We start from the raw sequence: 21,911 nt of genomic DNA, 5'->3' as shown, positions 1-21,911 counted from the left end.
TTGCCCACCCTACGGCATCTCGCGTGCGATAAAAATTCCCTTATATTTCAGTTGTTTAATTGCATATTGGTGCGAAGGGCGAAATTAAATTTGAACGAGTTTCATTTTTTTGGCTACATATATTGAACGTTGTTCAATTTTGGAGCCGGCATGTTGCGCGTCAATGATCCCGCCCAAGCGACCAATCCGACGCTCCCGTCGGTAGCCCGCCGCTTCTCGTTGGCCGCCCCGCAACTCCACGAGAGATACCTGATTGGGGCCCTCTGCGTTCTGACGCTGTCGGCACTCCTCGCTCCCGCACTGCCCGCCGCCGCTTGGCACGTCCCGCACTTCGTCGACAGTCGCACTTGGCTCGGTGTGCCCAACGCCGGCGATGTGCTGAGCAATCTCGCCTTTCTCGCGATGGGCGTCTGGGGTTCGGAGCGGCTGCGCGCCCGCCATGATGCGCCCGTGGGTGCAAGCTGGTTCTTCGTCGGACTGATCCTCACGTGCCTGGGTTCTGGCTTCTATCACCTGGACCCCGACATGCCGCAACGCCTCGTGGCCGATCGTCTCGGCATGGCGGTGGCGTTCGCGGGCTTTCTGGGCATCGCAGCCGGTGAACGCATCAGCGTGCGTGCAGGCGAGGCAGTGCTGGTGCTGATGATGATGGCCGGCCTGCTGGCTGCCTGGGTGGCGCGCGAGAATCTCACGCCATGGGTGGTCGTGCAGTTCGGCGGCATGGCACTTGCCGTGGGACTGGCGTTGACGCGGCCGCGGCCTGGCGCGCTCGGCGTGCCGCTGGGCGGCGTGATCTTCTTTTATGTGCTGGCGAAGCTTTTCGAACTCGGTGACGCGCTCATTTTCGAAGCGACAGGGCACTTCGTCTCGGGCCACACGCTCAAGCATCTGGCCGCAGCGCTGGCGGCGTGGCCGGTGATCAGGTCGTTGGCGCCAACTGGCTCCGCCCCGTGCCCTCATTGAGCAGACACGCCACCTGATGCCCATCGCCAGCTTCCAGCAGCGCCGGCCGCTCCGTCTTGCACCGCTCCATCGCAAACCGGCAGCGGGTGTGAAACGCGCAGCCTGAGGGCGGATTGACCGGGCTCGGCACATCGCCGTCGACCAGCGGCGCGAGCTTCTTCGCGAGCGGATTGGCGATCGGCACCGAGGCGAGCAGCGCCTGCGTGTAGGGATGCCTGGGATTGCGAAACAGCTCGTCCTTGCCTGCGATCTCGACGATGCGGCCGAGATACATCACGGCGACGCGATGGCTGATATGAGCGACCACGGCAAGATCGTGCGCGATGAAGAGATAGGAGAAGCCGTGCTGGCGCTGCAGGTCGATCAGCAGGTTGATCACCTGCGCCTGGATCGAGACGTCGAGCGCGGACACCGGCTCGTCGCAGACGATCAGGCGCGGCTCGAGTGCGAGCGCGCGCGCGATGCAGATGCGCTGGCGCTGGCCGCCGGAGAATTGATGCGGGAAGTTGTGCATCTGGTCGGCTCGCAAGCCCACCTGCTCGAACAGCGTTGCGACCCGCGCATCCAGCGCCTTGCCACTGGCGAGCCCGTGCACCGCAAGCGGCTCGCCGACGATGTCGCCGGCGGTCATGCGCGGATTGAGCGAGGCGAACGGGTCCTGGAAGACGATCTGCATCGAGCGCCGGTGCGGGCGCAGTGCCGCCTTGGACAGATGGGTGATATCCTCGCCTTCGAGGTGAATCTGGCCCGAGGTCGGTTCGACCAGCCGCAGCACGCTACGCGCCACCGTCGACTTGCCGCAACCGGATTCGCCGACGAGTCCGAGCGTCTCGCCGGCATGAACCGAGAACGAGACGCCGTCGACCGAGTGCACGGTGCCAACTTGCCTGCGCAATACGCCGGCCCGCACCGGGTAGTGCTTCTTGAGATTGGTGACTTCGAGCAGAACTTCGCTCATGCCACCTCCGCGACTTCAGCCGCACGCCAGCAGGCTGCAAGATGTCCGCCGCCCCAATCCGCAAGCGGCGGATATTCGGCCTCGCAGCGCTTGATTGCGAGCTTGCAGCGCGGTGCGAAGGCGCAGCCCTTCGGCAGCCGCACAAGCGACGGCACGGTGCCGGGAATTTCGTTGAGCCGCGCCTGCGCCGGGACGCCGGATGCCGGCACCGCCGGGATCGAGGCCATCAGCCCGCGCGTATAGGGATGCTTTGGGGCGGCGAACAGCGCTTCGACGCTGGCTTCCTCGACCTTTCGCCCCGCATACATCACGATCACGCGCTGCGCCGTCTGCGCGACCACGCCAAGATCGTGCGTGATCAGCACGAGCCCGGTGCCGAGCTCCTTCTGAAGGTCGAGGATCAGCGCCAGGATCTGCGCCTGGATGGTGACGTCAAGCGCGGTGGTCGGCTCGTCCGCGATCAGCAGCACCGGCCGGCAGGCCAGCGCCATCGCGATCATCGCGCGCTGGCGCATGCCGCCGGAGAGTTGATGCGGATACTCCTTCGCGCGTCGTGCCGGTTCGGGAATGCGGACCAGGCGCAGCATCTCGACGGCGATATTCCGGGCCTCTTTCGCCGGGATGTTCCGGTGCAGCCGCACCGCCTCGACGATCTGGTCGCCAATCCGCATCACCGGATTGAGCGAAGTCATCGGCTCCTGGAAGATCATCGAGATGCGGTTGCCCCTGACGGCGCGCATCTCCGCTTCATCCAGTGCCAGCAGATCGGTGCCCTCGAGCGAGATGGAGCCGCCGACGATGCGGCCGGGCGGATCGGGCACCAGCCGCATCAGCGACAGCGCGGTGACACTCTTGCCGCAGCCGGATTCGCCGACGATCGCCAGCGTCTCGCCGCGCTTCACGGTAAAGGACAGGTCGTCGACGGCCTTGAACAGACCGGAATTGGTGAAGAACACCGTTTTCAGGTTCTTCACTTCGAGAAGGTGGGATTTGTCCGTCATCAGCCGCGCTGCCTCGGATCCAGGATGTCGCGCAGGGCGTCGCCGAACAGGTTGGCGCCGAACACGGCGAGGCTGATCGCAATGCCCGGGAAGATCACCAGCCACGGCGCGGTTCGGACATATTCGGCGGCGGACTCGGAGAGCATGCGGCCCCAAGACGGATACGGCTCGGGAATGCCGAGGCCGAGGAAGGAGAGGGAAGCTTCCGTCAGGATGGTCGAGCCGAGCTGCGCGGTCGCGAGCACGATAAGCGGCGCCAGCGTGTTCGGCAGCACGTGGCGGAGCGCGATGCGCACTTCGCTCATGCCGATCGATTTGGCGGCTTCGATAAAGGGGAGTTCGCGCAGCGCCAGCGTGTTGGCACGGATGACGCGCGCGACCGTCGGGATCAGCGGAATGGCAATCGCAATGATCACGTTCGGCAGCGATGGGCCGAGTGCCGCCGTCATCACTAGCGCCAGCACCAGCAGCGGCAGCGCCTGGAGGACGTCGGAGACGCGCTGGAACACGAGATCGACCCAACCGGAGAGATAGCCGGAGGTGAGGCCGACGATGACGCCGATCGTGCCACCGAGCGCGGTCGAGCCGATCCCGACCGCAAGCGAGATCCGCGCGCCGTGGATGATGCGGCTGAACACGTCGCGGCCGAAGGAGTCTGTTCCCATCCAGTGCGCCAGGCTCGGGCGGGCCAGAGCGCGGGCCGAATCGATCGACAAGGGATCATAGCGCGCGATGAAATCGGCGAAGATGGCCGTGAACACGAACACGGTCATGATGACGAGGCCGGCGGCGCCCAGCACATGCCGCTGTGCCAGAAACAGCACGCGGCGCCAGCCTCCGGTCGCATGCGCGCCGGCCCGCCTCAGTTCAACGTCGAAGTCGATCGCGGCCAAATTGATCTCCTAATCCGTGTACCTGATGCGCGGATCGAACACGGCGTAGAGCATGTCGACGATGAAATTCGCGCTCACCACCACGACGGCGATCAGCATCACGAGGTTCTGCACGATCGGATAGTCGCGCCAGCGGATCGCCTCGACCAGGAAGCGGGCGACGCCGGGGATGTTGAACACCGTCTCGGTGACGATCAGGCCGCCGATCAGGAACGCCGCCTCGATGCCGATCACGGTGATGACGGGCAGGATCGCGTTCTTCAGCGCGTGCTGATAGTTCACGGCGGCATCGGAGGCACCCTTGGCGCGCGCGGTGCGGATGTAGTCCTGACGCAGCACCTCCAGCATCGAGGATCGCGTGATGCGCATGGTCAGCGCCGCGCTGCGGAAGCCGACCGCGGCGGCCGGCACGGCGTAGGTTGCGAACGCCTCGAGCCAGGTCTGCGGATTCGGATTGAAGATCGGCATCTGGCCGAACATCGCCACCGACGCCGTCAGGATGAGCAGGCCGAGCCAGAACGAGGGCAGCGACAAGCCGCTGAGGCTGACGACACGCAAGGCGTAATCCAGTCGTGTGCCCTGCTTCACGGCGCTGATGACGCCGAGCGGAATGCCAATCGAGACCGAGAACAACAGCGCGAGGCCGGCGAGCCGCGCCGTGATCGGGATCCGCGGCAATATCTCCTGCAGCGCCGGCTTCTCGGAGACGTAGGAGTAACCAAAATCGCCGCGCAGAAAACCGCTGATCCAGTGCCAATATTGCACGATCAGCGGCTGGTCGATGCCGAGCTCCTTCTCCAGGTTGGCCTTGTCGGCGGGATCGACATAGCCGGCCGCGGCGAACAGGATGTCGACGATGTTGCCGGGCACGATGCGCAGCAGGAGGAAGATGACGATCGAGATCCCGAACAGGGTCACGAGCATCAGGAACAGGCGTCGCACCAGATAGGCAAACATCCTTCGCCCTCCGCGAGCCGCTAGTCTTCAGCCTGCCGCGCTACTTGTCGAGCCACGCGTCCTCGTAGCGAAAGCCGTTATAGGAGCTGTTCGACATGATCGTGATGCCCTTGACGTAGGGCTGCCAGCACGTGCCGGCCCGTGCATGGAAGATGATCGGACGGGCGACATCCTCCTGCAGCTTCTTGTCGATATCCCAGACCAGCGGCTTGCGCTTGCTGGTGTCGGTCTCCTGCGATTGCACGTCGAACAGCTTCTCGATCTCCTTGTTGCAGTAATTGGTGTAGTTCCGCTCCGAGCCGCAGGAATAGTTTTCGTAGAAGGACTGGTCGGGATCGTCGACGGAATTGCCGGTCAGATTGAGGCCGAGCATGTAGTCCTTGCGCGCGACTTTCGGGAACCAGTTCGCGGTTTCGACGACGTCGAGCTCGCCGTCGATATAGATGCTCTTGAGCTGGTCGATCAGGATCACGGCGGGGTCGCGATATTCCGCGAGATTGCGCGTCGAGACCTTCACCGCGAGGTGCTTGTCGGGGCCGTAGCCCGCCTTCTGCATCAGCTTCTTCGCGTCTTCGCGGTTCGCGTTCACGTCCCGGCCATAGCCCGGAATGGTCTCGAGCTTGTCCTTGGGCATGCCCCAGACGCCTTGGGGCTGTGGCAGCATGGTGCCGCCGATATCGGCCTGGCCTTCGAACAGGATATCGACGAACGCCTTGCGGTCGAGTGCAAGCGCCACCGCCCGACGAATATCGATGTTGTCGAACGGCGCCGAGGTCGAATTGACGATGATGTTGGTCGAAACGTTGGTCGGCTCGACGACGCAAGTCGCGTTCGGCGCCTGCGACTTGATATCCTTCAGGAGCGGGATCGTGATGTGCGTCGGGAAGGTCATGTCGAACTTGCCGGCGACGAACGCCAGGATCGCGGTCGAGCGGTTCGTGATGATTGTGTACTCGATGCCGTCGAGATAGGGCAGGCCCTTCTTCCAATAGTCCGGATTTCGCGTCAGCTTGATCGATTCATTGGCCTTGAACTCGACGAACTTGAACGGTCCGGTTCCGACCGGATGGGTGCGCATGTCCGCCGGCGAGACGTGACAGGGATAGACCGGCGTATAGCCGGACGCGAGCATCGCCAGCAGTGACGGCTGTGGCCGCTTCAGGTCGAAGGAGACCTCGAAATCGCCGCTCGTCGTGATCTCGTTGACTTCGTTGTACCAGGCCTTGCGTGGATTCTGCCGCAGCTTCTGCTGCGATTTGCCCATCAGGAGATCGAAGGTGCATTTGACGTCGGCCGATGTGAACGGCTTGCCGTCGTGCCATTTGACGCCCTGGCGCAGCTTGAACGTCAGCTTCTTGTTGTCGTTGCCCCAGGACCAGCTTTCGGCCAGCTCGGGCCGGAGGGTCTCAGGACTATTCTGCGCGATGTGCTGGTCGTAAATAACGAGGTTATTGAAAACGCCCATGAACGGCACGTTGACCGAATAGGTCGCGCCCTCGAGGATCGATGCGTTGGCCGGGCTGTCGCGGTGATACATTCGCAGGACGCCGCCCTGCTTGGGCTCGCCGGCGAGCGTGGTGGTTGAGGCCGTCAGCACAGATAGCGCCGCCATTGCGGCGAGCGCCCACACGCTCCGCATGCTCATCCTCCCTGGACATCAGTCTTTTTGGCCTTTGCGGCCTGTTTGTCGCGACGATAGCACGCGAGTTGAGGGAGGCAACCGGTAAGGCCGCATGCCGCCTCGACAATTCGGATGACCGAAGGCCGCAGGTCTTCATGCTCTCACGATGTGAGAGTGCAGGTGCGAAGAGATGGTTCCGGTGCTGGTGTTGCGGATGTTGCGCGCAATCGCACCAACAAACTCCGCTGTCGTCCCGGGGCGCGACGAAGTCGCGAACCCGGGACCCATAACCACAGGGAGACGCTGCGGCGCGCGCTCGCAACTCCGAGTCTTCGCCAAACACCTTCCTGTGGCTATGGGTCCCGGATCAGCGCTTCGCTTGTCCGGGACGACAGCGGAATTCGTAGATACGCCCTCACACGATCCTCGACGCCTTGTTCCCCCAATACCGGTCCCGCAGCAGGCGCTTGTACAACTTCCCCGTCGGCAGCCGCGGCAATTCCTTCTCGAAATCGACCGAGCGCGGCACCTTCTGCCGCGACAGCGATTTTGCGCAGAATGCGATCAGCTCTTCGGCGAACGCCTCGCCCGGCACGACATCAGGCATCGGCTGTACCACCGCCTTCACCTCTTCGCCGAGATCGGGATTGGGCACGCCGAACACCGCGGCATCGGCGACCTTCGGATGGGTGATCAGCAGATTCTCGCATTCCTGCGGGTAGATGTTCACGCCACCGGAGATGATCATGAAGGTGGCGCGATCGGTGAGGTAGAGAAACCGGTCGGCATCGACATAGCCGACGTCGCCGACCGTGCTCATGCTGCCGTCGGCCGAGCGCGCCTCCTTGGTCTTCTCCGGATCGTTGAAATATTCGAACGGCGAGGCGGTCTTGAACCACACCTGGCCGGGCGTGCCGGTCGGGCATTCCCGCATGTTCTCGTCGAGGATGTGGAGGTCGCCGAGCAGCACCTTGCCGACGGTGCCGCGGTGGCTAAGCCATTCCTCGCTGTTGCAGGCGGTAAAGCCGAGGCCCTCGGTGGCGCCGTAATATTCGTGGATGATCGGGCCCCACCATTTGATGATGTCGTCCTTGACCAGAGCCGGCCAGGGCGCAGCGGCGTGGATGGCGATCTCCAGCGACGACAGGTCGTAACGGCCGCGCACCTCCTCCGGCAACTTCAGCATGCGCGAGAACATCGTCGGCACCAGCTGGGTGTGGGTGATGCCCCACCGCTGGACCAGCTCGAGATAACGCTCGGGATCGAAACTCTCCATGATGATCACGGTGCCGCCCATGCGGATCGTGAGGTTCACGGCCGCCTGCGGCGCCGAGTGATAGAGCGGGGCCGGCGAGAGGTAGACCATGCCCTCCCGGTAGTGCCAGAGCTTGGTCAGAAAATCGAACAGCGGCAGATTATGCTTCGGCGGCTCCTCCGGCAGCGGCCGCAGAATGCCTTTCGGCCGTCCCGTCGTGCCGGACGAATAGAGCATGGCCGTGCCGAGCCATTCATCCGCGATTCGAGTCGCCGGCATATCCGCGGTGACGTCCGCAAGTCCGACGATGCGCTCGCTCTCGCCGGGGCCGTCGGCGACGATGCAGAGCTTGATGTCGGGGCAGGCCTTGATCGCCTCGCGGGCGATGTCGAGCTTCGCCACCGAGGTGATCAGGATCTTCGACTGGCTGTTGACCAGCAGATAGGCGAGTTCGCCCGGCGTCAGGAACGAGTTGATGCAGGTGTAATACAGCCCTGAGCGTTCGCCGGCGCCGCAGGCCTCCAGATAGCGCGAATTGTTCTCCATGAAGATCGAATAGTGGTCGAGCCGCTTCAAGCCGTGCTTGCGGAACAGATGGGCCAGCCGGTTGCTGCGCGCATCGAGCTCGCGATAGGTGACGGCCTCGCCTGTGGCCGCCATGATGAAGGCGGGCTGCAGCGGGCGTAGGCGGGCATGCTGACCTGGGTACATCTATCCTCCGGCTTTGGATTATGCGGCGAGAAGCAGGATTTCGCGCACCTGCGCCGGGCCTTCGATCTTGCGCGGGTTGCGCGGGATCCAGTTGGTGCGCATCGCCTGCTCGGCGATTGTCTCGAAATGCTCGGGCGATACACGCACCTCAGCGAGGCTGCGGGGCATGCCCAGCGAGCGGATGAAGGCATCGAGCACATCGGCGGCGTTGTGGCCGGGAAAGCCCATGGCGGCCGCGACGATCATCTGCCGCTCGGCATTGGCGCTCGCATTCCAGCGCATCACCGCCGGCAGCATGATGCAGGAGGTGTAGCCGTGCGGCACGTCGAAGGCCGCGCCCAGCACGTAGCCGATGCCGTGGCTCGCGCCCATCGGAACGCCGGCCGCGAGCGCGCCCATCGACAGCCAGGTGCCGATCTGCGCGTCCATCCGCGCGTCGAGATCGGCGGGGTCGGCTTTCACCCGCGGCAGCGCGTCCGCGAGCATGGCGAGGCCCTTCACCGCTTGCGCGTCGGCATAGGGATGCGTCTCGCGCGAGCAGATCGCCTCGACGCAATGGTCGATGGCGCGGATGCCGGTCGACAGGAACAGCCATTCCGGCGTGTGTACGGTGATCGCGGGATCGAGGATGGTCGCGCGCGGCACGGCGAGCGGATGCCGCAGTATCTGCTTCACATGCGCAGCTCGGTCGGTGACGCCCGCGATGGATGAGAACTCACCGCCCGCGATCGTGGTGGGCACGCTAACCTGGCGCACGGTCGGCGCCGTCATCTCCGGTGCGACGCCCTTGTGCACGCGGATCCGCTCGATCCCGTCGACATCGTCGATACCGTTGGCGAGGCAAAGCTGTACCGCCTTGGCGCCGTCAGTGATCGAGCCGCCGCCGACGGTGACGATCAGGTCGGCGCCGGCCTCGCGCGCCGCGTTGGTTGCCGCGATCACCGCCTCGCGCGGCGTGTGCGCCGGCATGGCATCGAACAGGCCAGCGCAGCGGGGGCCCAGAGCTTCCTTGATCTTGCTGATTTCGTCGGTCTGCCGGTTCAGCGTGCCCGAAACCATCAGGAAGGCGCGGCGCGTTTCCAGCCGGTCCATCTGCGCGACGATGGCCTCAGTTGCAGGATGGCCGAACACGACCTCCTCGATCGCGCCGAAAACGACACGTCCCTGGTGCACGCCTGTCCTCCCGGACAATTCGTCTTGTTTTTGTAAGGGCAATCTAGCCGAGCGGATGGCGTTCGTCATGTGCGAAGGCGCTGGCTGCTCTTCCCCTTTCCCCGCGTGCGGGGAAAGGGGAAGGACGTTTCCATTCAAGAGCCCGGCGAATAAAGTCCAATCGCAAACCTGCCGGCTACTCAGCGCGTGCGGGGTGGGTTGCCACCCCCGTCAACCCGCCAACCGGTCAGGGCGCGCTTGGAGCCCTGCACGCGCTTTGGTCTTGAAGTGGTCATCAACTCCACCCATCTTGGGACGCCCGCGGGTAAATGCCTACCCTGCCTTTTCCGCGGCTTTTGGCATGAGGACGATGCGAGGACCTGGGATGGCTGGACCGGATGGAAGCGAGCGACTTGTCAAAAAGCACGAATTCGTCCAGCCGCGGCATTACGCACTAGCGGGTCTCCTCGTCGCTTCGTTCGCGCTCACCGGTTGCGGGCAGCCCACCTCGCAAGCGTCTGCGCCGCCGCCGGCGCCCGTGACGGTCGCCCAGCCGGTCAAGCGCACCGTTACCGATTGGGACGAGTTCACCGGCCGCTTCGAGGCGGTGGAGGAGGTGCAGGTGCGCCCGCGCGTCGGCGGCTTCGTCAACTCGGTCGAATTCCAGGACGGCGCCATCGTGCGTCAGGGCGATTTGCTTTACGTGATCGACCCGCGTCCGTTCGAGGCGGTGGCCACGCAGGCGGAGGGGCAGCTGTCGGATGCCCGCGCCAAGGTGGAACTTGCCAAGCGCGAGCTCGACCGCGGCCTCAGCCTGGTGCAGACCAGCGCGGTCTCCGAGCAGGTCGTCGATCAGCGCCGTCAGGCCCTGCAAGCTGCGCATGCCGCGGAGGTGCAGGCTGAAGGCGCGCTCAAAGCCGCCAGACTGAACATCGAATTCACCCATGTGACGGCACCGTTGACCGGCCGCGTCAGCCGCCATCTCGTCAGCCCCGGCAATCTCGTGCAGGGCAGCGACAATGGCTCTTCGACCCTCCTGACCTCGATCGTCACGCTCGACCCGATCTACGTCTATTTCGACATGGATGAGGCGACCTTCATCAAATACAGCAAGCTGTGGTTCGAAGGGCGGCGCCCGAGCTCGCGCGACACGGCCAATCCGGTGCAGGTGACGCTGGCCGGCGAAACCAAGCCGTCCCATGAAGGCACCATCAACTTCCTCGACAACCGGCTCGACGTTTCGACCGGCACGCTGCGCAGCCGCGCCGTGGTCAAGAATACCGATCTGTCGATCCTGCCCGGCCAGTTCGGGCGCGTACGGCTGATCGGCAGCGCACCTTATGAAGCATTGCTGATCCCGGATGTCGCGGTTGCGACCGACCAGTCCCGCAAGATCGTGTTCGTGGTGAAGCCCGACGACACCGTCGAGGCGCGTCCCGTGGTGCTCGGGCCGCTGGATGACGGCCTGCGCGTGATCCGCGAAGGATTGAAGGCCGAGGACCGCGTCATCGTCAACGGCATCCAGCGTGCCCGTGTCGGCGCCAAGGTTGCCCCGCAGACCGCGCAAGCCCCAGCCGGTGGCAAGTCATGAATCTCGGTCGTCTCTCCATCAACCAGCCCATCCTGGCGATGGTGCTGTCGATCGTGCTCCTGATCATCGGTGCGCTCGCCTACACCACGCTGCCAGTGTCCGAATATCCGCAAGTGGTGCCGCCAACCGTCGTCGTCACCACGCAATATCCCGGCGCCTCCGCGCAGACCGTGTCCGACACGGTCGCAGCTCCGATCGAGCAGGAGATCAACGGCGTCGAGGACATGCTGTATCTCTACAGCCAGGCGACCTCGAACGGCCAGCTCACCATCACTGTTACCTTCAAGCTCGGCACCGATCTCGACAAGGCCCAGGTGCTGGTGCAGAACCGCGTCGCGATCGCGCAGCCGCGCCTGCCCGAAGAGGTGCAGCGCAACGGCGTCACCACCCGCAAGAACTCGCCCGACATCCTGATGGTCGTGTTCATGCTGTCGCCCGACGACACGTTCGACCAGCTCTACATCTCCAACTACGCGCTGCTCCAGGTTCGCGACCAGCTGCTGCGTCTCGACGGCGTCGGCGACATCCAGATCTTCGGCGCGCGCGACTATTCGATGCGGCTGTGGCTCGATCCTGACCGGATCGCCAATCTCGGCCTGACCTCGGCGGAGGTGCTGGCCGCGATCCGCGCCCAGAACGTGCAGATCGCCGGCGGCCAGATCGCCGAGCCGCCGATCGCCGATCGAGCCTTCCAGCCGAATCTCACCTTTACCGGGCGCCTGAAGGACCAGAAGCAGTTCGAGGACATCCTGATCAAGGCCGGCTCCGATGGCCGCGTCGTTCGGCTGCGCGACGTCGCCCGCATCGAGCTCGGGGCGCTCGCCTACAGCACCAACAGCTTCCTGCTGCGCAAATCCGCGGTCGCCATGCTGGTGACGCAGCGGCCCGGGTCCAACGCTCTCGCCACCGCAAAGAACATCACCGACACGATGACGAGGCTCAAGGAGAGCTTCCCGAAAGGCCTCGACTACAATATCGGCTACAATCCCACCGAATTCATCGCGCAGTCCGTCCACGAGCTGATCAAGACCATCTATGAGGCGATGCTGCTCGTGGTCATCGTCGTGCTGGTGTTCCTGCAGGGCTGGCGTCCGGCGATCATTCCGATCATCGCGATCCCGGTGTCGCTGGTCGGCACCTTCGCGGTGATGGCGGCGCTGGGTTTCTCGATCAACAATCTCACTTTGTTTGGTCTCGTCCTCGCGGTCGGCATCGTGGTCGATGATGCCATCGTGGTGGTCGAGAACGTCGAGCGGCATCTCGAGCACGGCATGAGCCGGCGCGATGCTGCTCTCAAGACCATGGAGGAGGTCGGCGGCGCACTGGTCTCGATCGCGTTGGTGCTCTGCGCGGTGTTCGTTCCGACTGCCTTCCTGGGCGGTATTTCCGGGCAGTTCTTCCAGCAATTCGCCGTCACCATTGCGGTCGCGACCGCGATCTCCTGCTTCTGCTCGCTGACGCTGTCGCCGGCGCTGGCCTCGCAGATCCTGGTGCCGCACGAGGAGAAGCGGCCGCCGGCAAGCTGGAATGTCATCGCGCGGGCGTGGGGTGCCTTCACCGGGGTCTTCAACCGTGTGTTCGACCGGCTGGCGCATGGCTATGCCGGCCTCGCCAATTTCGTCATCCGTCATGCGGTGGTGATGATCCTGATCTACGTCGCGCTGATCGGAAGCGCCGGCTGGCTGATTGCGACCACGCCGCAGGGCTTCATCCCGGCGCAGGATCGCGGCTACGTCATCGTCTCCGTGCAATTGCCCGGAGCGGCTTCGCTGGCGCGCACCACCGAGGTCGTGCGCGAGATCGAGCGGATCGCGCTAGATACGCCGGGCATCGTCCGCGTCGCCGCTTTCGCCGGCTTCTCCGGCGCCACCCGCACCCAGGCCGGCAATGCGGCGGCGCTGTTCCCGGTGTTCGACGAGCCCGAGGCGCGGATGGAGAAGGGATTGTCTGCGAACGCCATCACGGTCGAGCTGCGCAAGCGCCTGTCCGCGATCCAGGGCGCCTTCATCATCGTGATCCCGCCGCCGGCCGTGCCTGGCATCGGCACCGGCGGCGGCTTCACCATCCGCATTCAGGACCGTCAAGGCCGCGGGCCTGAGTTGCTCGCCGCGGCCACCGACGAGCTTGTCGCCGCGGCGCGCAAATCGCCCTCGCTGCTCGGCCCCACGGTATTCTCGCCGTTCTCGGCCAACACGCCGCAGCTCTTCGTCGACATCGACCGCACCAAGGCGCAGAAGCTCGGCGTTCCCATCTCCAATATCAACGACACGATCCAGAGCTATTTCGGATCGACCTATGTCAACGACTTCAACCTGTTCGGCCGCACCTATCACGTCACCGCGCAGGCCGACTTCCCGTTCCGGAAAGAGCCCAGCGATCTCGCGCGCTTGCGTACGCGCAACGCGTCCGGTGACATGGTGATGCTCGGCAGCGTGGTCGAGTTCAAGGACGTCTCCGGACCTGATCGCGTCGCGCGCTACAATCTCTACGCCGCGTCCGAGCTCCAGGGCGAGCCGGCGCCGGGCACCAGCTCGACCACGGCGCTCAACACCATCAAGAAGCTCGCGGACGACACCTTGCCGAGCGGCTTCACCTTCGAATGGACCGATCTGTCCTATCAGCAGGTCACCGGCGGCAATGCCGGCCTCTACGTGTTCCCGATCTGCGTGCTGTTCGTCTACCTCGTGCTCGCTGCGCAATATGGCAGCTGGACCTTGCCGTTCGCCGTGATCCTGATCGTGCCAATGTGCCTGCTCGCGGCCACGATCGGCGTGCGCATCATGGGGCAGGACGTCAACATCCTCACCCAGATCGGCTTCGTCGTGCTGGTGGGGCTGGCGGCCAAGAACGCGATCCTGATCGTCGAGTTCGCGCGCGACATCGAGAACGAGGGCAAGCCGCGGCTGGAGGCGGTGATCGACGCCTGCCGCTTGCGCCTGCGGCCGATCCTGATGACGTCGTTCGCCTTCATCCTCGGTGTCTTGCCATTGGTGATATCGAGCGGCTCCGGCTCGGAGATGCGGCAGGCCGTCGGCGTCGCCGTGTTCTTCGGCATGATCGGCGTCACCCTGTTCGGCCTGTTGTTCACGCCGATCTTCTACGTGGTGGTGCGGAACCTGGCCGAGGGGCGGAATGAGGGGAAGAAGCCGCAGGTGGCGGCCTGACGCTGTCTCTATGGCCATCGACGCCTCCACACCCTCTGCCGTCATCCCCGCGAACGCGGGGATCCATAACCACAGGGAGGAGTTTGGCGCGACTCCGGTAACTCCGAGTCTTCGCCAAACTCCTCCCTGTGGCTATGGGTCCCGGATCTTCGCTTCGCTTGTCCGGGACGACACCATTTCTGTGGCGACCTCCATACTAACGACCAACGTGAAATGGATGGGCAGGCGCAGGGTTCTTCACTAGTATCCGCGCGATTTCAAAACAGAAAACTGCTGGGAGCTAACAGATGAAATCAGCACTTTTGGCCGCCGTCGCAACCTCCGCCCTGGTGCTGGCGGCGCCGGCCTCCGCGCAAGGCGTCAAGATCGGCATCCTCAACGACCAATCCGGCGTCTATGCCGATTACGGCGGCAAATGGTCGGTCGAGGCGGCCAAGATGGCGATCGAGGATTTTGGCGGCGAGGTGCTGGGTCAGAAGATCGAGCTCGTCACCGCCGACCACCAGAACAAGCCCGACCTCGCGACCTCGATCGCGCGGCGCTGGTACGACGTCGAGAACGTCGACATGATCACGGAGCTGACGACCTCCTCGGTCGCGCTCGCGATCCACGAGCTGTCCAAGGAAAAGAAGAAGATCGACATCGTCGTCGGCGCCGCCACCTCGCGGCTGACCGGCGATGCCTGCCAACCCTACGGCTTCCACTGGGCCTACGACACCCGCGCGCTCGGTGTCGGCACCGGTGGTGCGCTGACCAAGGCCGGCGGCGACACCTGGTTCTTCCTCACCGCGGACTACGCCTTCGGCTACGCGCTGGAGAAGGACACCAGCGAGATCGTCACCGCCAATGGCGGCAAGGTGGTCGGCTCGGTGCGCGTGCCGCTCAATTCCTCGGACTTCTCCTCGTTCCTGCTGCAGGCGCAGAGCTCGAAGGCGAAGATCGTCGGCCTTGCCAATGCCGGCCTCGACACCACCAACTCGATCAAGCAGGCGTCCGAGTTCGGCATCGTCGCCAGCGGCCAGAAGCTCGCCGGCCTATTGATGACGCTTGCCGAAGTGAACGGCCTCGGCCTCCAGGCTGCACAGGGCCTGGTGCTGACCGAAGGCTATTACTGGGACGTCAACGACAAGTCCCGCAATCTCGGCGAACGCTTCCTCAAGCGCACCGGCCGGATGCCGAACATGATCCAAGCCGGCACCTATTCGGCGACGCTGAGCTATCTGAAGGCGGTCAAGGCGGCAGGCACCAAGGATCCCGATGCGGTTGCCAAGAAGCTGAAGGAGCTGCCGGTCGACGACGATTTCGCGCAAGGCGGCAAGGTGCTCGAGAATGGCCGCATGATCCACGACATGTATCTGTTCGAGGTCAAGAAGCCCTCGGAATCGAAGAAGCCCTGGGACTATTACAAGCTGCTCGCCACCGTCCCCGGCGACAAGGCCTTCTTCACCGCCAAGGACAGCGGCTGCCCGCTGACGAAGTGAGGCTCTCGTGTCCCGGACGCGCTGCAGCGTGAAACGCTGCACCGCGCCCGGGACACGTGCACGCGTGATGTGATTCACTACACTAGCCGCAACACCACCGCTCCCAGCGCGCCGGCCCATAGCGCAATGGCGGCGATGCCTTGGATCATGAAACCGGTGCCGCGCTTGGCTGCCGCCTTCGTATAGCCGATGAAATAGACGACGCGGCCGATGATCCAGACCGCGCCGATCCCTGCGGCGATGCCGTCGCCGATATAGACCGCGAACAGCCAGAGCGCCGGCAGGACAATCGGCATCCATTCCAGCGTGTTCATCTGGATGCGGAAGGCGCGTTCGAAATCCGGATGGCCCGACATCGCCGGCACCTTGACGCCGGTCTTGGTGCGCGAGCGCGACACGTTGATGGCGGTGAAGAAATAAAACGCGATCGCCAGCAGCGTGACGAGGGCGGTGAGGTGATACATCGCGGAATCCCTTTGAAGAGGTCGCCGCTTCAATACCCGGTCAGCTCGAGATAGCCAACGCCGTGATGCGTCCCGGCAAAGCCGATCGGCCCCTCCCAATAGGAGAAGCCGGTCCCCATCCAGGCCCTGGGATTGAGCGGCTTGCAGAGGATCGAGAACGATCGCGACGGGATCGCGATCTGCCATTCCACCGGCAGCTTGCGTCCCGCAACCTCCGCCGTCGCTTTCGGCATCATCTGGATGTCGCTGCCCGCGATCATCTGCGTTTCGCCGGCGGCGCTGATCCAGTTGCCGAACGGATAGTCTTTGCCGTCCTTCTGCCGCAGCCGGTACAGCATCAGCTTGTCGCCGGACGACAGATGCAGCGACAGCCAGTCCCAGCCGGTCTGGTCGGCGTCGAGCGGCTGGCTGCTCCATTCGCGGTCCATCCAGGCCTGGCCCGAGACATCGACCGGCTTGTCGTCGATGGTGAGCGTGCCGCGGGCGCGGTAGAACGGCTGGCTGTAATAATAGGATGCCTGGCCACGCTCCGACTTGCGACTGTAGCCGCGGTCGCCCTGTAAGACGACCGGACGATCGGCCTCCAGCGTCAGTGCGTAGCTGAAATCGGTGCTGGACGCCCTCAGCGCCAGCGGCGCCAAAGTGCGGTCATCGGTTCGCTCGAGAGCCTTCATTTCCCAATCATCGATCCAGGCCGCAAACGGCTTTGCCGTAACGCCGGCCTGCCCCACGCCGCCGCGTGAAAAGACCTCGTTGAAGCGGTGGGTGTCGGCGCGCGTCACCGCCGCATGCGCCATCCAGATTTGCTGATTGGCCCAGCCTTCGCCTTGCGGGCCCGGCTGCGCCGCCTGACGGAACAGCGTCCATTGCAGGCCGCAAGCCGCACCGCTGGAATCGACGAGGTTTGCCGTGAGATACCACCATTCGATGCGAAACTCCGGATGCGGCCCGTGATCGCCAGGAAAGGCAAACAGCTTTCCCGGCGTCACCTTCCCAAAGCCGTCCGCGGTCTCACCGAGCCCCGCATAGCCTTGCGCGCCGGCGCGGCGTGCGAGCGTCAGCGCGGCGATGCCGCCGGCGAAGGCGCGGCGCGACATGCGATCAGCGCTCATTGGCAAACACCTTGACGAGATTTGCTGGCTGCATTCGCGCCAGCCGTGCCACCGGCAACAGCGCCGCAAGCAGCGACGCCAACAGCGCGACCGCGACCAGCTCGACCAGTTGCAGCGGAAACACGTGGAACGGCAGCCGCCAGCCGAACGCCTTCACGTTCACGATCGCGATCAGGCACCACGCCACCAGGAGCCCGAGCGGCACGGCGAGCAGCGCCGTGAACAGCGCCACCGACAGCGTCTTGGTCAATTCGATCGCGGCAAGGCGCGGTCGCGTGATGCCGATCGCCCATAGCGGTGCAAGGTGCGGCAGACGGGAATTCGCCAGCGTCAACAGGCTGGTGAACAGCGCGATCCCGGCGACACCGAGTGTGAACGCGTTCAGCGCCGAGGTCACCGCGAAGGTGCGGTTGAAGATGCGGACCGATTCCGCCTTCACCGTCGCCTGGTCGGCCACACTGCGGTCGTCGAGCGCAAATTGCTTCTGCAAGGCCGCGATCAGGCCGGGAATGTTCTCCTTAGCGACGATCAGGCCGATCCGCGTTTGCGGCGTCTGCGGAAACTGCCGGATCAGCGCGGCGACGTTGACGGTCAGCTGCCCCTTGGGATTGCCGTAATCGGCATAGACGCCGACGATGTCGAGCTCCCAGGTCCCGCCTGGCGCCGGCACCTCGACGACGTCGCCGATGCGGACGTTGAGGCGGCGGCTGAACTGCTCGCTGATGAAGGCGGCATTGCCCGGCATGAGCCGGCTCCAGGCGCGCGGCGCGGCTTCCAGCAGCGGCCAGCGCTCGCGGTAGAGCGCGTGATCGGGCAGGCCGAGCAGCTCCACCGGCTGGCCCTGAACCTGCGCCTCGGCGCGGCCGCCCGACAGGATCGCCTGCACGTCGCTGCGCTCGCGCAGCCAGTTGCGGATGGCGACGCCTTGCGCATTGTCCGAGGCGCTGATGTAGACGTCGGCGGCGAGCCGACCGTTGAGCCAGCCGAGGAAGGTGCGGCTGAAGGTTTCCACCATGGTGGACACGCCGACATTGACGGCGAGGGCAAGCAGCAGCGCCATCAGCGCCAGCGACAATCCGGAAAGCTGCTGCCGGCTGTCCGCCCAGAACCACAGTGCAAGCGGCTTTCTCGCGGCGCGCTGACCCGCGAGCAGGATGATCTCGAGCAGCGCCGGCAGGATCAGGGCCGCACCGAACATCAGCGCCGCCAGCACGCCAAAGCCCGCGATCAGTGATTGCCCGTACTGAAGCAGCAACAGCGCGACTGCGAACACGGCGCAGGCGGCGAGACTTTGCAAGATCAACCAGCGGCGCTGCCGCTGCTGCCAGGCGTGCGGCTGCGCCGTCGCCAGCACCGGCATCCTGATCGCCTTGATCAGGCTGGTCGCCGCCGCAACAAGCGCCCCCGCAATGCTGATGCCGATGCCGGCGAGCCACCATTCAGGCTGTAAGGTCAGCTGCCCCGGAATCTGAGCGCCATAGAGCCCGCGCAGTGACGCCGCGACGTCGGGCAGCAGCACTGCCGCAATGAAATATCCGCAGACGAGCCCGATCAGCCCGGCGATCAGTGCCAGCGCCACGAGCTCGACCACCAGCACGCTGTTGACCAGCCGCGCGGAGGCGCCGCAGGCGCGCAGCGTTCGCAGCATCGGCAGCCGCTGCTCGAAGGCGAGGCCGACGGCAGAGTTGACGATGAACAGGCCGACGAAGAACGACAACAGGCCGAACGCCGTGAGGTTGAGGTGAAAGCTGTCGGTGAGGCGCTCCAGCTCGGTCTCTGCAGTCGGCTCGACCAGCTGCAACTGGTCGCCGACCACGCTTGCCAGAGGCGCAGGCTTGCTCTTGGGCTTGCCGATCAGAAGCCGCGACAGCTGATCCGGCTTGTTCAGCAGACGCTGCGCCACGCCGATATCGACCACCAGCACGCCGGGCGCGAGCTGCGGAAGCACGCGCAGCGGCGGCAATTTCGCGCCGTTGCTGATCGGTGGCGTCGCGCCTTCCGCTTCCTGCAACTCGCTCAGCGTCTCCCGCGCCACCAATGTCTGGCCCGGCGGTGCAACAAACCTGCCTAAATCCGCAGCACCGAGGCGCGGTGCGTTGCCGATTTCGACCGGCAGCGTGACCGGTTCGATCCCGAGCAGCCGCACCGAGCGTCCGTTGACCTGGACCCGGCCCTCCAGCGCCGACGACACCGGCCAACCGGCACGACGGAGTTTGATGAACAGCTCCTGGGGAAAGGTCGCGCCAGCAGGCGCGACCAGCATGGCCGTGCGGATGCCGCCAAATGTCGCCGCGGCGCGGTCATAGGCATTGCGGGCCTGCTGGTTGATGGCCTGCACGCCGCTCCACAGCGCGGTCGCCGCGATCAGCCCGACCAGCAGCGTCGCGAACTGCATCTTGTGACGCCGCCAATGGCTGAGCAGCACAGCGAGCACCCAGAGCGCGCGTCTCATGCGATCCGCCCCGCATGCAGGGTGAGATGGCGGTCGAGCGTGCCGGCCAGATGCAGGCTATGGGTCACCATCAGGAAGCCGCAGCCGGTGCGCGCGACGAGGTCGCGCGTCAGCGCCAGCACGTTCTCGGCGGTGGTCTCATCGAGATTGCCGGTCGGCTCGTCCGCCAGCAGCAGCGATGGCTTTGTCGCCAGCGCCCGGCCGATCGCGACCCGTTGCTGCTGCCCGCCGGACAATTGCTCGGGATAGCGCTTCAGGAGAGCGCCGAGACCAAGCCGTTCGACCAGCTCTTTGGTCCAGGCCGCATCGTGACGGTCGGCGATCCGCGCCTGGAAAACCAGATTGTCCGCGACCGACAGGCTCGGGATCAGGTTGAATTGCTGAAAAACCAGGCCGATCCGGTCGCGCCGCAAGCTGGCACGCCCTGCGTCGGACAGCGCGGTGACCTCTACGTCCTCTAGCCGGATCGCGCCCCCATCGGCGGCATCGAGTCCCGCGATCAGGTGCAACAATGTGCTCTTGCCGCTGCCGGACTCACCCGTCAGCGCGACGCGTTCGCCGGCCCTGAGGTCGAGATCGACGCCACGCAGCACATGGACCGGCTCGCCGGCCGAGGAGAAGGTCTTGGAGAGATTCTTGATGCTCAACACGATGAATGGCGCCGGGCGGAATTAACGGAATTGCTGCGTAGCACACTTGCTGCGGAAATGCCGGGTTGCGTTGGTCTCGAAGCCGTTGTTAGCTCCCAAGACAGCCAAATCAAAAAAGTGCCAAAAGACATCGACGGGGGAGAATCATGAGCGTTGAGGGAACGACGGAGGTAGCCGGCAAGACGATCGGGACCACGGGAACGCCAAAGGGCGCCTGGACCGTCACGTTTCTCCTCTTCCTCTTCATGGTCGTGAACTTCGCCGACAAGATCGTCGTCGGTCTCGCCGGCGTGCCGATCATGACCGATCTGAAGCTCACCCCGGAGCAGTTCGGCCTGCTCGGCTCCTCGTTCTTCTTCCTGTTCTCGATCGCCGCCATCGTGGTCGGCTTCATCGTCAACAAGGTGCCGACGCGCTGGGTGCTGCTCGTGCTCGCAGTGATCTGGGCGCTGGCGCAGTTTCCGATGGTCGGCACCGTCTCCTTCACCACGCTGTTGATTTGCCGCATCGTGCTGGGTGCCGGCGAAGGCCCGGCCTTCTCCGTCGCCGCGCACGCGATCTACAAATGGTTCCCCGACGAGAAGCGCACGCTGCCGACCGCGATCCTGTCGCAGGGCTCGGCCTTCGGCGTGATCCTGGCGGTGCCGGCGCTGAACTGGGTCATCGTCAATCATTCTTGGCACTATGCCTTCGGCGCGCTCGGCGTCGTCGGTCTGATCTGGGTTTGCGCCTGGCTCGCGCTCGGCAAGGAAGGCCCGCTGGAGGACACGCAGGTCCTGGCCGCGACCGAGCAGAAGATCCCTTACTTGCAGCTTCTCACCTCTCGCACCTTCATCGGTTGCGTCGCGGCGACCTTCGGCGCCTATTGGGCACTCTCGCTCGGCCTGACCTGGTTCACGCCGTTCATCGTCAAGGGGCTCGGCTTCTCGCAGAGCCAGGCCGGCTTCATCTCGATCCTGCCCTGGGTGTTCGGCGCCACTATCGTCATTCTCACCGGGTGGATCTCGCAGGTGATGATGGCGCGCGGCTACAACACCCGCGTGGCTCGCGGCGTGCTCGGCTCGGTGCCGCTGGTGATCGGCGGGCTGATTCTGGCGATGATGCCGCATGCTCAGGGCGCGGGCTTGCAGATCGCGCTGCTCGTGGTCGGCTCGGGCCTGTGCGGGGCGATCTATGTGGTCTGCCCGCCGATGCTCGGCGAGTTCACGCCGACGTCGCAGCGCGGCGCGATCCTCGCGATCTACGGTGCGCTCTACACGCTGGCCGGCATCATCGCGCCCGCCGTGATGGGGGCGATGATCCAGCGTGCCGGCAGCACGGTCGATGGCTACATGGCCGGCTTCACCATCAACGCCGTGATCATGGTCGGCTCCGGCCTGCTCGGCCTGCTGCTGCTGTGGCCGAACTCGGAAAAGGCCAGGCTGACGCGCGGTGCGGCGGCACAGGCCAGCGCGCTGAAGGGTGCGGTGTCGCCGACGTAAGGGTG

The 21,911-nt window shown here is 64.8% G+C and carries 16 protein-coding genes; 5 read left to right on the top strand and 11 right to left on the bottom strand.

Features of this window, described 5'->3' with window-relative positions; all coding sequences use genetic code 11:
* The first annotated feature begins 150 nt into the window (after window positions 1–150).
* Window positions 151–963: a hypothetical protein gene (locus GA0061098_RS28195; RefSeq protein ID WP_091964579.1), complete on the top strand. Its 813-nt coding sequence runs from the start codon at window positions 151–153 to the stop codon at window positions 961–963.
* Here GA0061098_RS28195 and GA0061098_RS28190 read toward each other — a convergent pair.
* The 7 genes from GA0061098_RS28190 to GA0061098_RS28160 form a co-directional block, all read right to left on the bottom strand.
* Entirely contained in the window at window positions 920–1,921 is a 1,002-nt protein-coding gene (locus GA0061098_RS28190) for an ABC transporter ATP-binding protein (protein WP_091964339.1), read from the bottom strand. The genes GA0061098_RS28195 and GA0061098_RS28190 overlap by 44 nt on opposite strands.
* The gene (locus GA0061098_RS28185) at window positions 1,918–2,922 is read right to left on the bottom strand and encodes an ABC transporter ATP-binding protein (protein WP_091964337.1); all 1,005 of its coding nucleotides are present in this window, start codon (window positions 2,920–2,922) and stop codon (window positions 1,918–1,920) included. Before GA0061098_RS28185 ends, GA0061098_RS28190 begins: the two co-directional genes overlap by 4 nt.
* Window positions 2,922–3,815, bottom strand: a complete 894-nt coding sequence (locus tag GA0061098_RS28180; protein WP_091964335.1) for an ABC transporter permease — start codon at window positions 3,813–3,815, stop codon at window positions 2,922–2,924. The genes GA0061098_RS28185 and GA0061098_RS28180 overlap by 1 nt, the downstream gene beginning before the upstream one ends.
* 9 nt (window positions 3,816–3,824) lie before the next feature.
* Window positions 3,825–4,772, bottom strand: coding sequence for an ABC transporter permease (locus tag GA0061098_RS28175; protein WP_028139688.1), 948 nt, complete (start codon window positions 4,770–4,772; stop codon window positions 3,825–3,827).
* Between the two features lie 40 nt (window positions 4,773–4,812).
* The gene (locus GA0061098_RS28170) at window positions 4,813–6,411 is read right to left on the bottom strand and encodes an ABC transporter substrate-binding protein (RefSeq protein ID WP_091964578.1); all 1,599 of its coding nucleotides are present in this window, start codon (window positions 6,409–6,411) and stop codon (window positions 4,813–4,815) included.
* 397 nt (window positions 6,412–6,808) lie between these two features.
* Window positions 6,809–8,359 (bottom strand): AMP-binding protein, encoded by a 1,551-nt coding sequence (locus GA0061098_RS28165; RefSeq protein ID WP_091964333.1) that lies wholly within the window; start codon window positions 8,357–8,359, stop codon window positions 6,809–6,811.
* Window positions 8,360–8,377: 18 nt separating this feature from the next.
* The gene (locus tag GA0061098_RS28160; protein WP_165637656.1) at window positions 8,378–9,532 is read right to left on the bottom strand and encodes an iron-containing alcohol dehydrogenase; all 1,155 of its coding nucleotides are present in this window, start codon (window positions 9,530–9,532) and stop codon (window positions 8,378–8,380) included.
* A gap of 364 nt (window positions 9,533–9,896) precedes the next feature.
* On the opposite strand from GA0061098_RS28160, the gene GA0061098_RS28155 reads away from it, so the two are divergent.
* The 3 genes from GA0061098_RS28155 (at window position 9,897) to GA0061098_RS28145 (ending at window position 15,747) form a co-directional block, all read left to right on the top strand.
* A complete protein-coding gene (locus GA0061098_RS28155; protein ID WP_165637655.1) occupies window positions 9,897–11,102 on the top strand; it encodes an efflux RND transporter periplasmic adaptor subunit in 1,206 nt (401 codons plus the stop codon).
* Complete coding sequence (locus GA0061098_RS28150; protein WP_091964327.1) at window positions 11,099–14,266, top strand: efflux RND transporter permease subunit; 3,168 nt, start codon at window positions 11,099–11,101, stop codon at window positions 14,264–14,266. Before GA0061098_RS28155 ends, GA0061098_RS28150 begins: the two co-directional genes overlap by 4 nt.
* Window positions 14,267–14,553: 287 nt before the next feature.
* Window positions 14,554–15,747: an ABC transporter substrate-binding protein gene (locus GA0061098_RS28145; RefSeq protein ID WP_091964325.1), complete on the top strand. Its 1,194-nt coding sequence runs from the start codon at window positions 14,554–14,556 to the stop codon at window positions 15,745–15,747.
* 77 nt (window positions 15,748–15,824) lie between these two features.
* Here GA0061098_RS28145 and GA0061098_RS28140 read toward each other — a convergent pair whose 3' ends face one another.
* From GA0061098_RS28140 to GA0061098_RS28125, 4 genes are read right to left on the bottom strand one after another with little or no spacing between them, the layout of a single operon-like run.
* The gene (locus GA0061098_RS28140; protein WP_091964323.1) at window positions 15,825–16,211 is read right to left on the bottom strand and encodes an MAPEG family protein; all 387 of its coding nucleotides are present in this window, start codon (window positions 16,209–16,211) and stop codon (window positions 15,825–15,827) included.
* A 29-nt stretch (window positions 16,212–16,240) separates the two neighbouring features.
* Entirely contained in the window at window positions 16,241–17,323 is a 1,083-nt protein-coding gene (locus GA0061098_RS28135) for a lipocalin-like domain-containing protein (RefSeq protein ID WP_091964321.1), read from the bottom strand.
* Window positions 17,313–19,775, bottom strand: coding sequence for an FtsX-like permease family protein (locus GA0061098_RS28130; RefSeq protein ID WP_091964319.1), 2,463 nt, complete (start codon window positions 19,773–19,775; stop codon window positions 17,313–17,315). Before GA0061098_RS28130 ends, GA0061098_RS28135 begins: the two co-directional genes overlap by 11 nt.
* Complete coding sequence (locus GA0061098_RS28125; protein WP_091964316.1) at window positions 19,772–20,425, bottom strand: ABC transporter ATP-binding protein; 654 nt, start codon at window positions 20,423–20,425, stop codon at window positions 19,772–19,774. Before GA0061098_RS28125 ends, GA0061098_RS28130 begins: the two co-directional genes overlap by 4 nt.
* A 146-nt stretch (window positions 20,426–20,571) precedes the next feature.
* On the opposite strand from GA0061098_RS28125, the gene GA0061098_RS28120 reads away from it, so the two are divergent.
* Window positions 20,572–21,906, top strand: coding sequence for an MFS transporter (locus tag GA0061098_RS28120; RefSeq protein WP_091964313.1), 1,335 nt, complete (start codon window positions 20,572–20,574; stop codon window positions 21,904–21,906).
* The last annotated feature ends 5 nt before the right edge of the window (window positions 21,907–21,911 follow it).

The sequence above is a fragment of the Bradyrhizobium shewense genome (genome assembly GCF_900094605.1).
Classification (GTDB): domain Bacteria; phylum Pseudomonadota; class Alphaproteobacteria; order Rhizobiales; family Xanthobacteraceae; genus Bradyrhizobium; species Bradyrhizobium shewense.
Note: the sequence above shows the minus strand (reverse complement) of the source record. Positions and strands in the feature narration are given on the sequence as shown.

Coding starts and splice junctions, on each gene's coding strand:
- GA0061098_RS28135 (WP_091964321.1), bottom strand. CDS start 17,323: ATGAGCGCTGATCGCATGTCGCGCCGCGCCTTCGCCGGCGGCATCGCC.
- GA0061098_RS28190 (WP_091964339.1), bottom strand. CDS start 1,921: ATGAGCGAAGTTCTGCTCGAAGTCACCAATCTCAAGAAGCACTACCCG.
- GA0061098_RS28185 (WP_091964337.1), bottom strand. CDS start 2,922: ATGACGGACAAATCCCACCTTCTCGAAGTGAAGAACCTGAAAACGGTG.
- GA0061098_RS28170 (WP_091964578.1), bottom strand. CDS start 6,411: ATGCGGAGCGTGTGGGCGCTCGCCGCAATGGCGGCGCTATCTGTGCTG.
- GA0061098_RS28130 (WP_091964319.1), bottom strand. CDS start 19,775: ATGAGACGCGCGCTCTGGGTGCTCGCTGTGCTGCTCAGCCATTGGCGG.
- GA0061098_RS28195 (WP_091964579.1), top strand. CDS start 151: ATGTTGCGCGTCAATGATCCCGCCCAAGCGACCAATCCGACGCTCCCG.
- GA0061098_RS28140 (WP_091964323.1), bottom strand. CDS start 16,211: ATGTATCACCTCACCGCCCTCGTCACGCTGCTGGCGATCGCGTTTTAT.
- GA0061098_RS28175 (WP_028139688.1), bottom strand. CDS start 4,772: ATGTTTGCCTATCTGGTGCGACGCCTGTTCCTGATGCTCGTGACCCTG.
- GA0061098_RS28120 (WP_091964313.1), top strand. CDS start 20,572: ATGAGCGTTGAGGGAACGACGGAGGTAGCCGGCAAGACGATCGGGACC.
- GA0061098_RS28165 (WP_091964333.1), bottom strand. CDS start 8,359: ATGTACCCAGGTCAGCATGCCCGCCTACGCCCGCTGCAGCCCGCCTTC.
- GA0061098_RS28145 (WP_091964325.1), top strand. CDS start 14,554: ATGAAATCAGCACTTTTGGCCGCCGTCGCAACCTCCGCCCTGGTGCTG.
- GA0061098_RS28150 (WP_091964327.1), top strand. CDS start 11,099: ATGAATCTCGGTCGTCTCTCCATCAACCAGCCCATCCTGGCGATGGTG.
- GA0061098_RS28155 (WP_165637655.1), top strand. CDS start 9,897: ATGGCTGGACCGGATGGAAGCGAGCGACTTGTCAAAAAGCACGAATTC.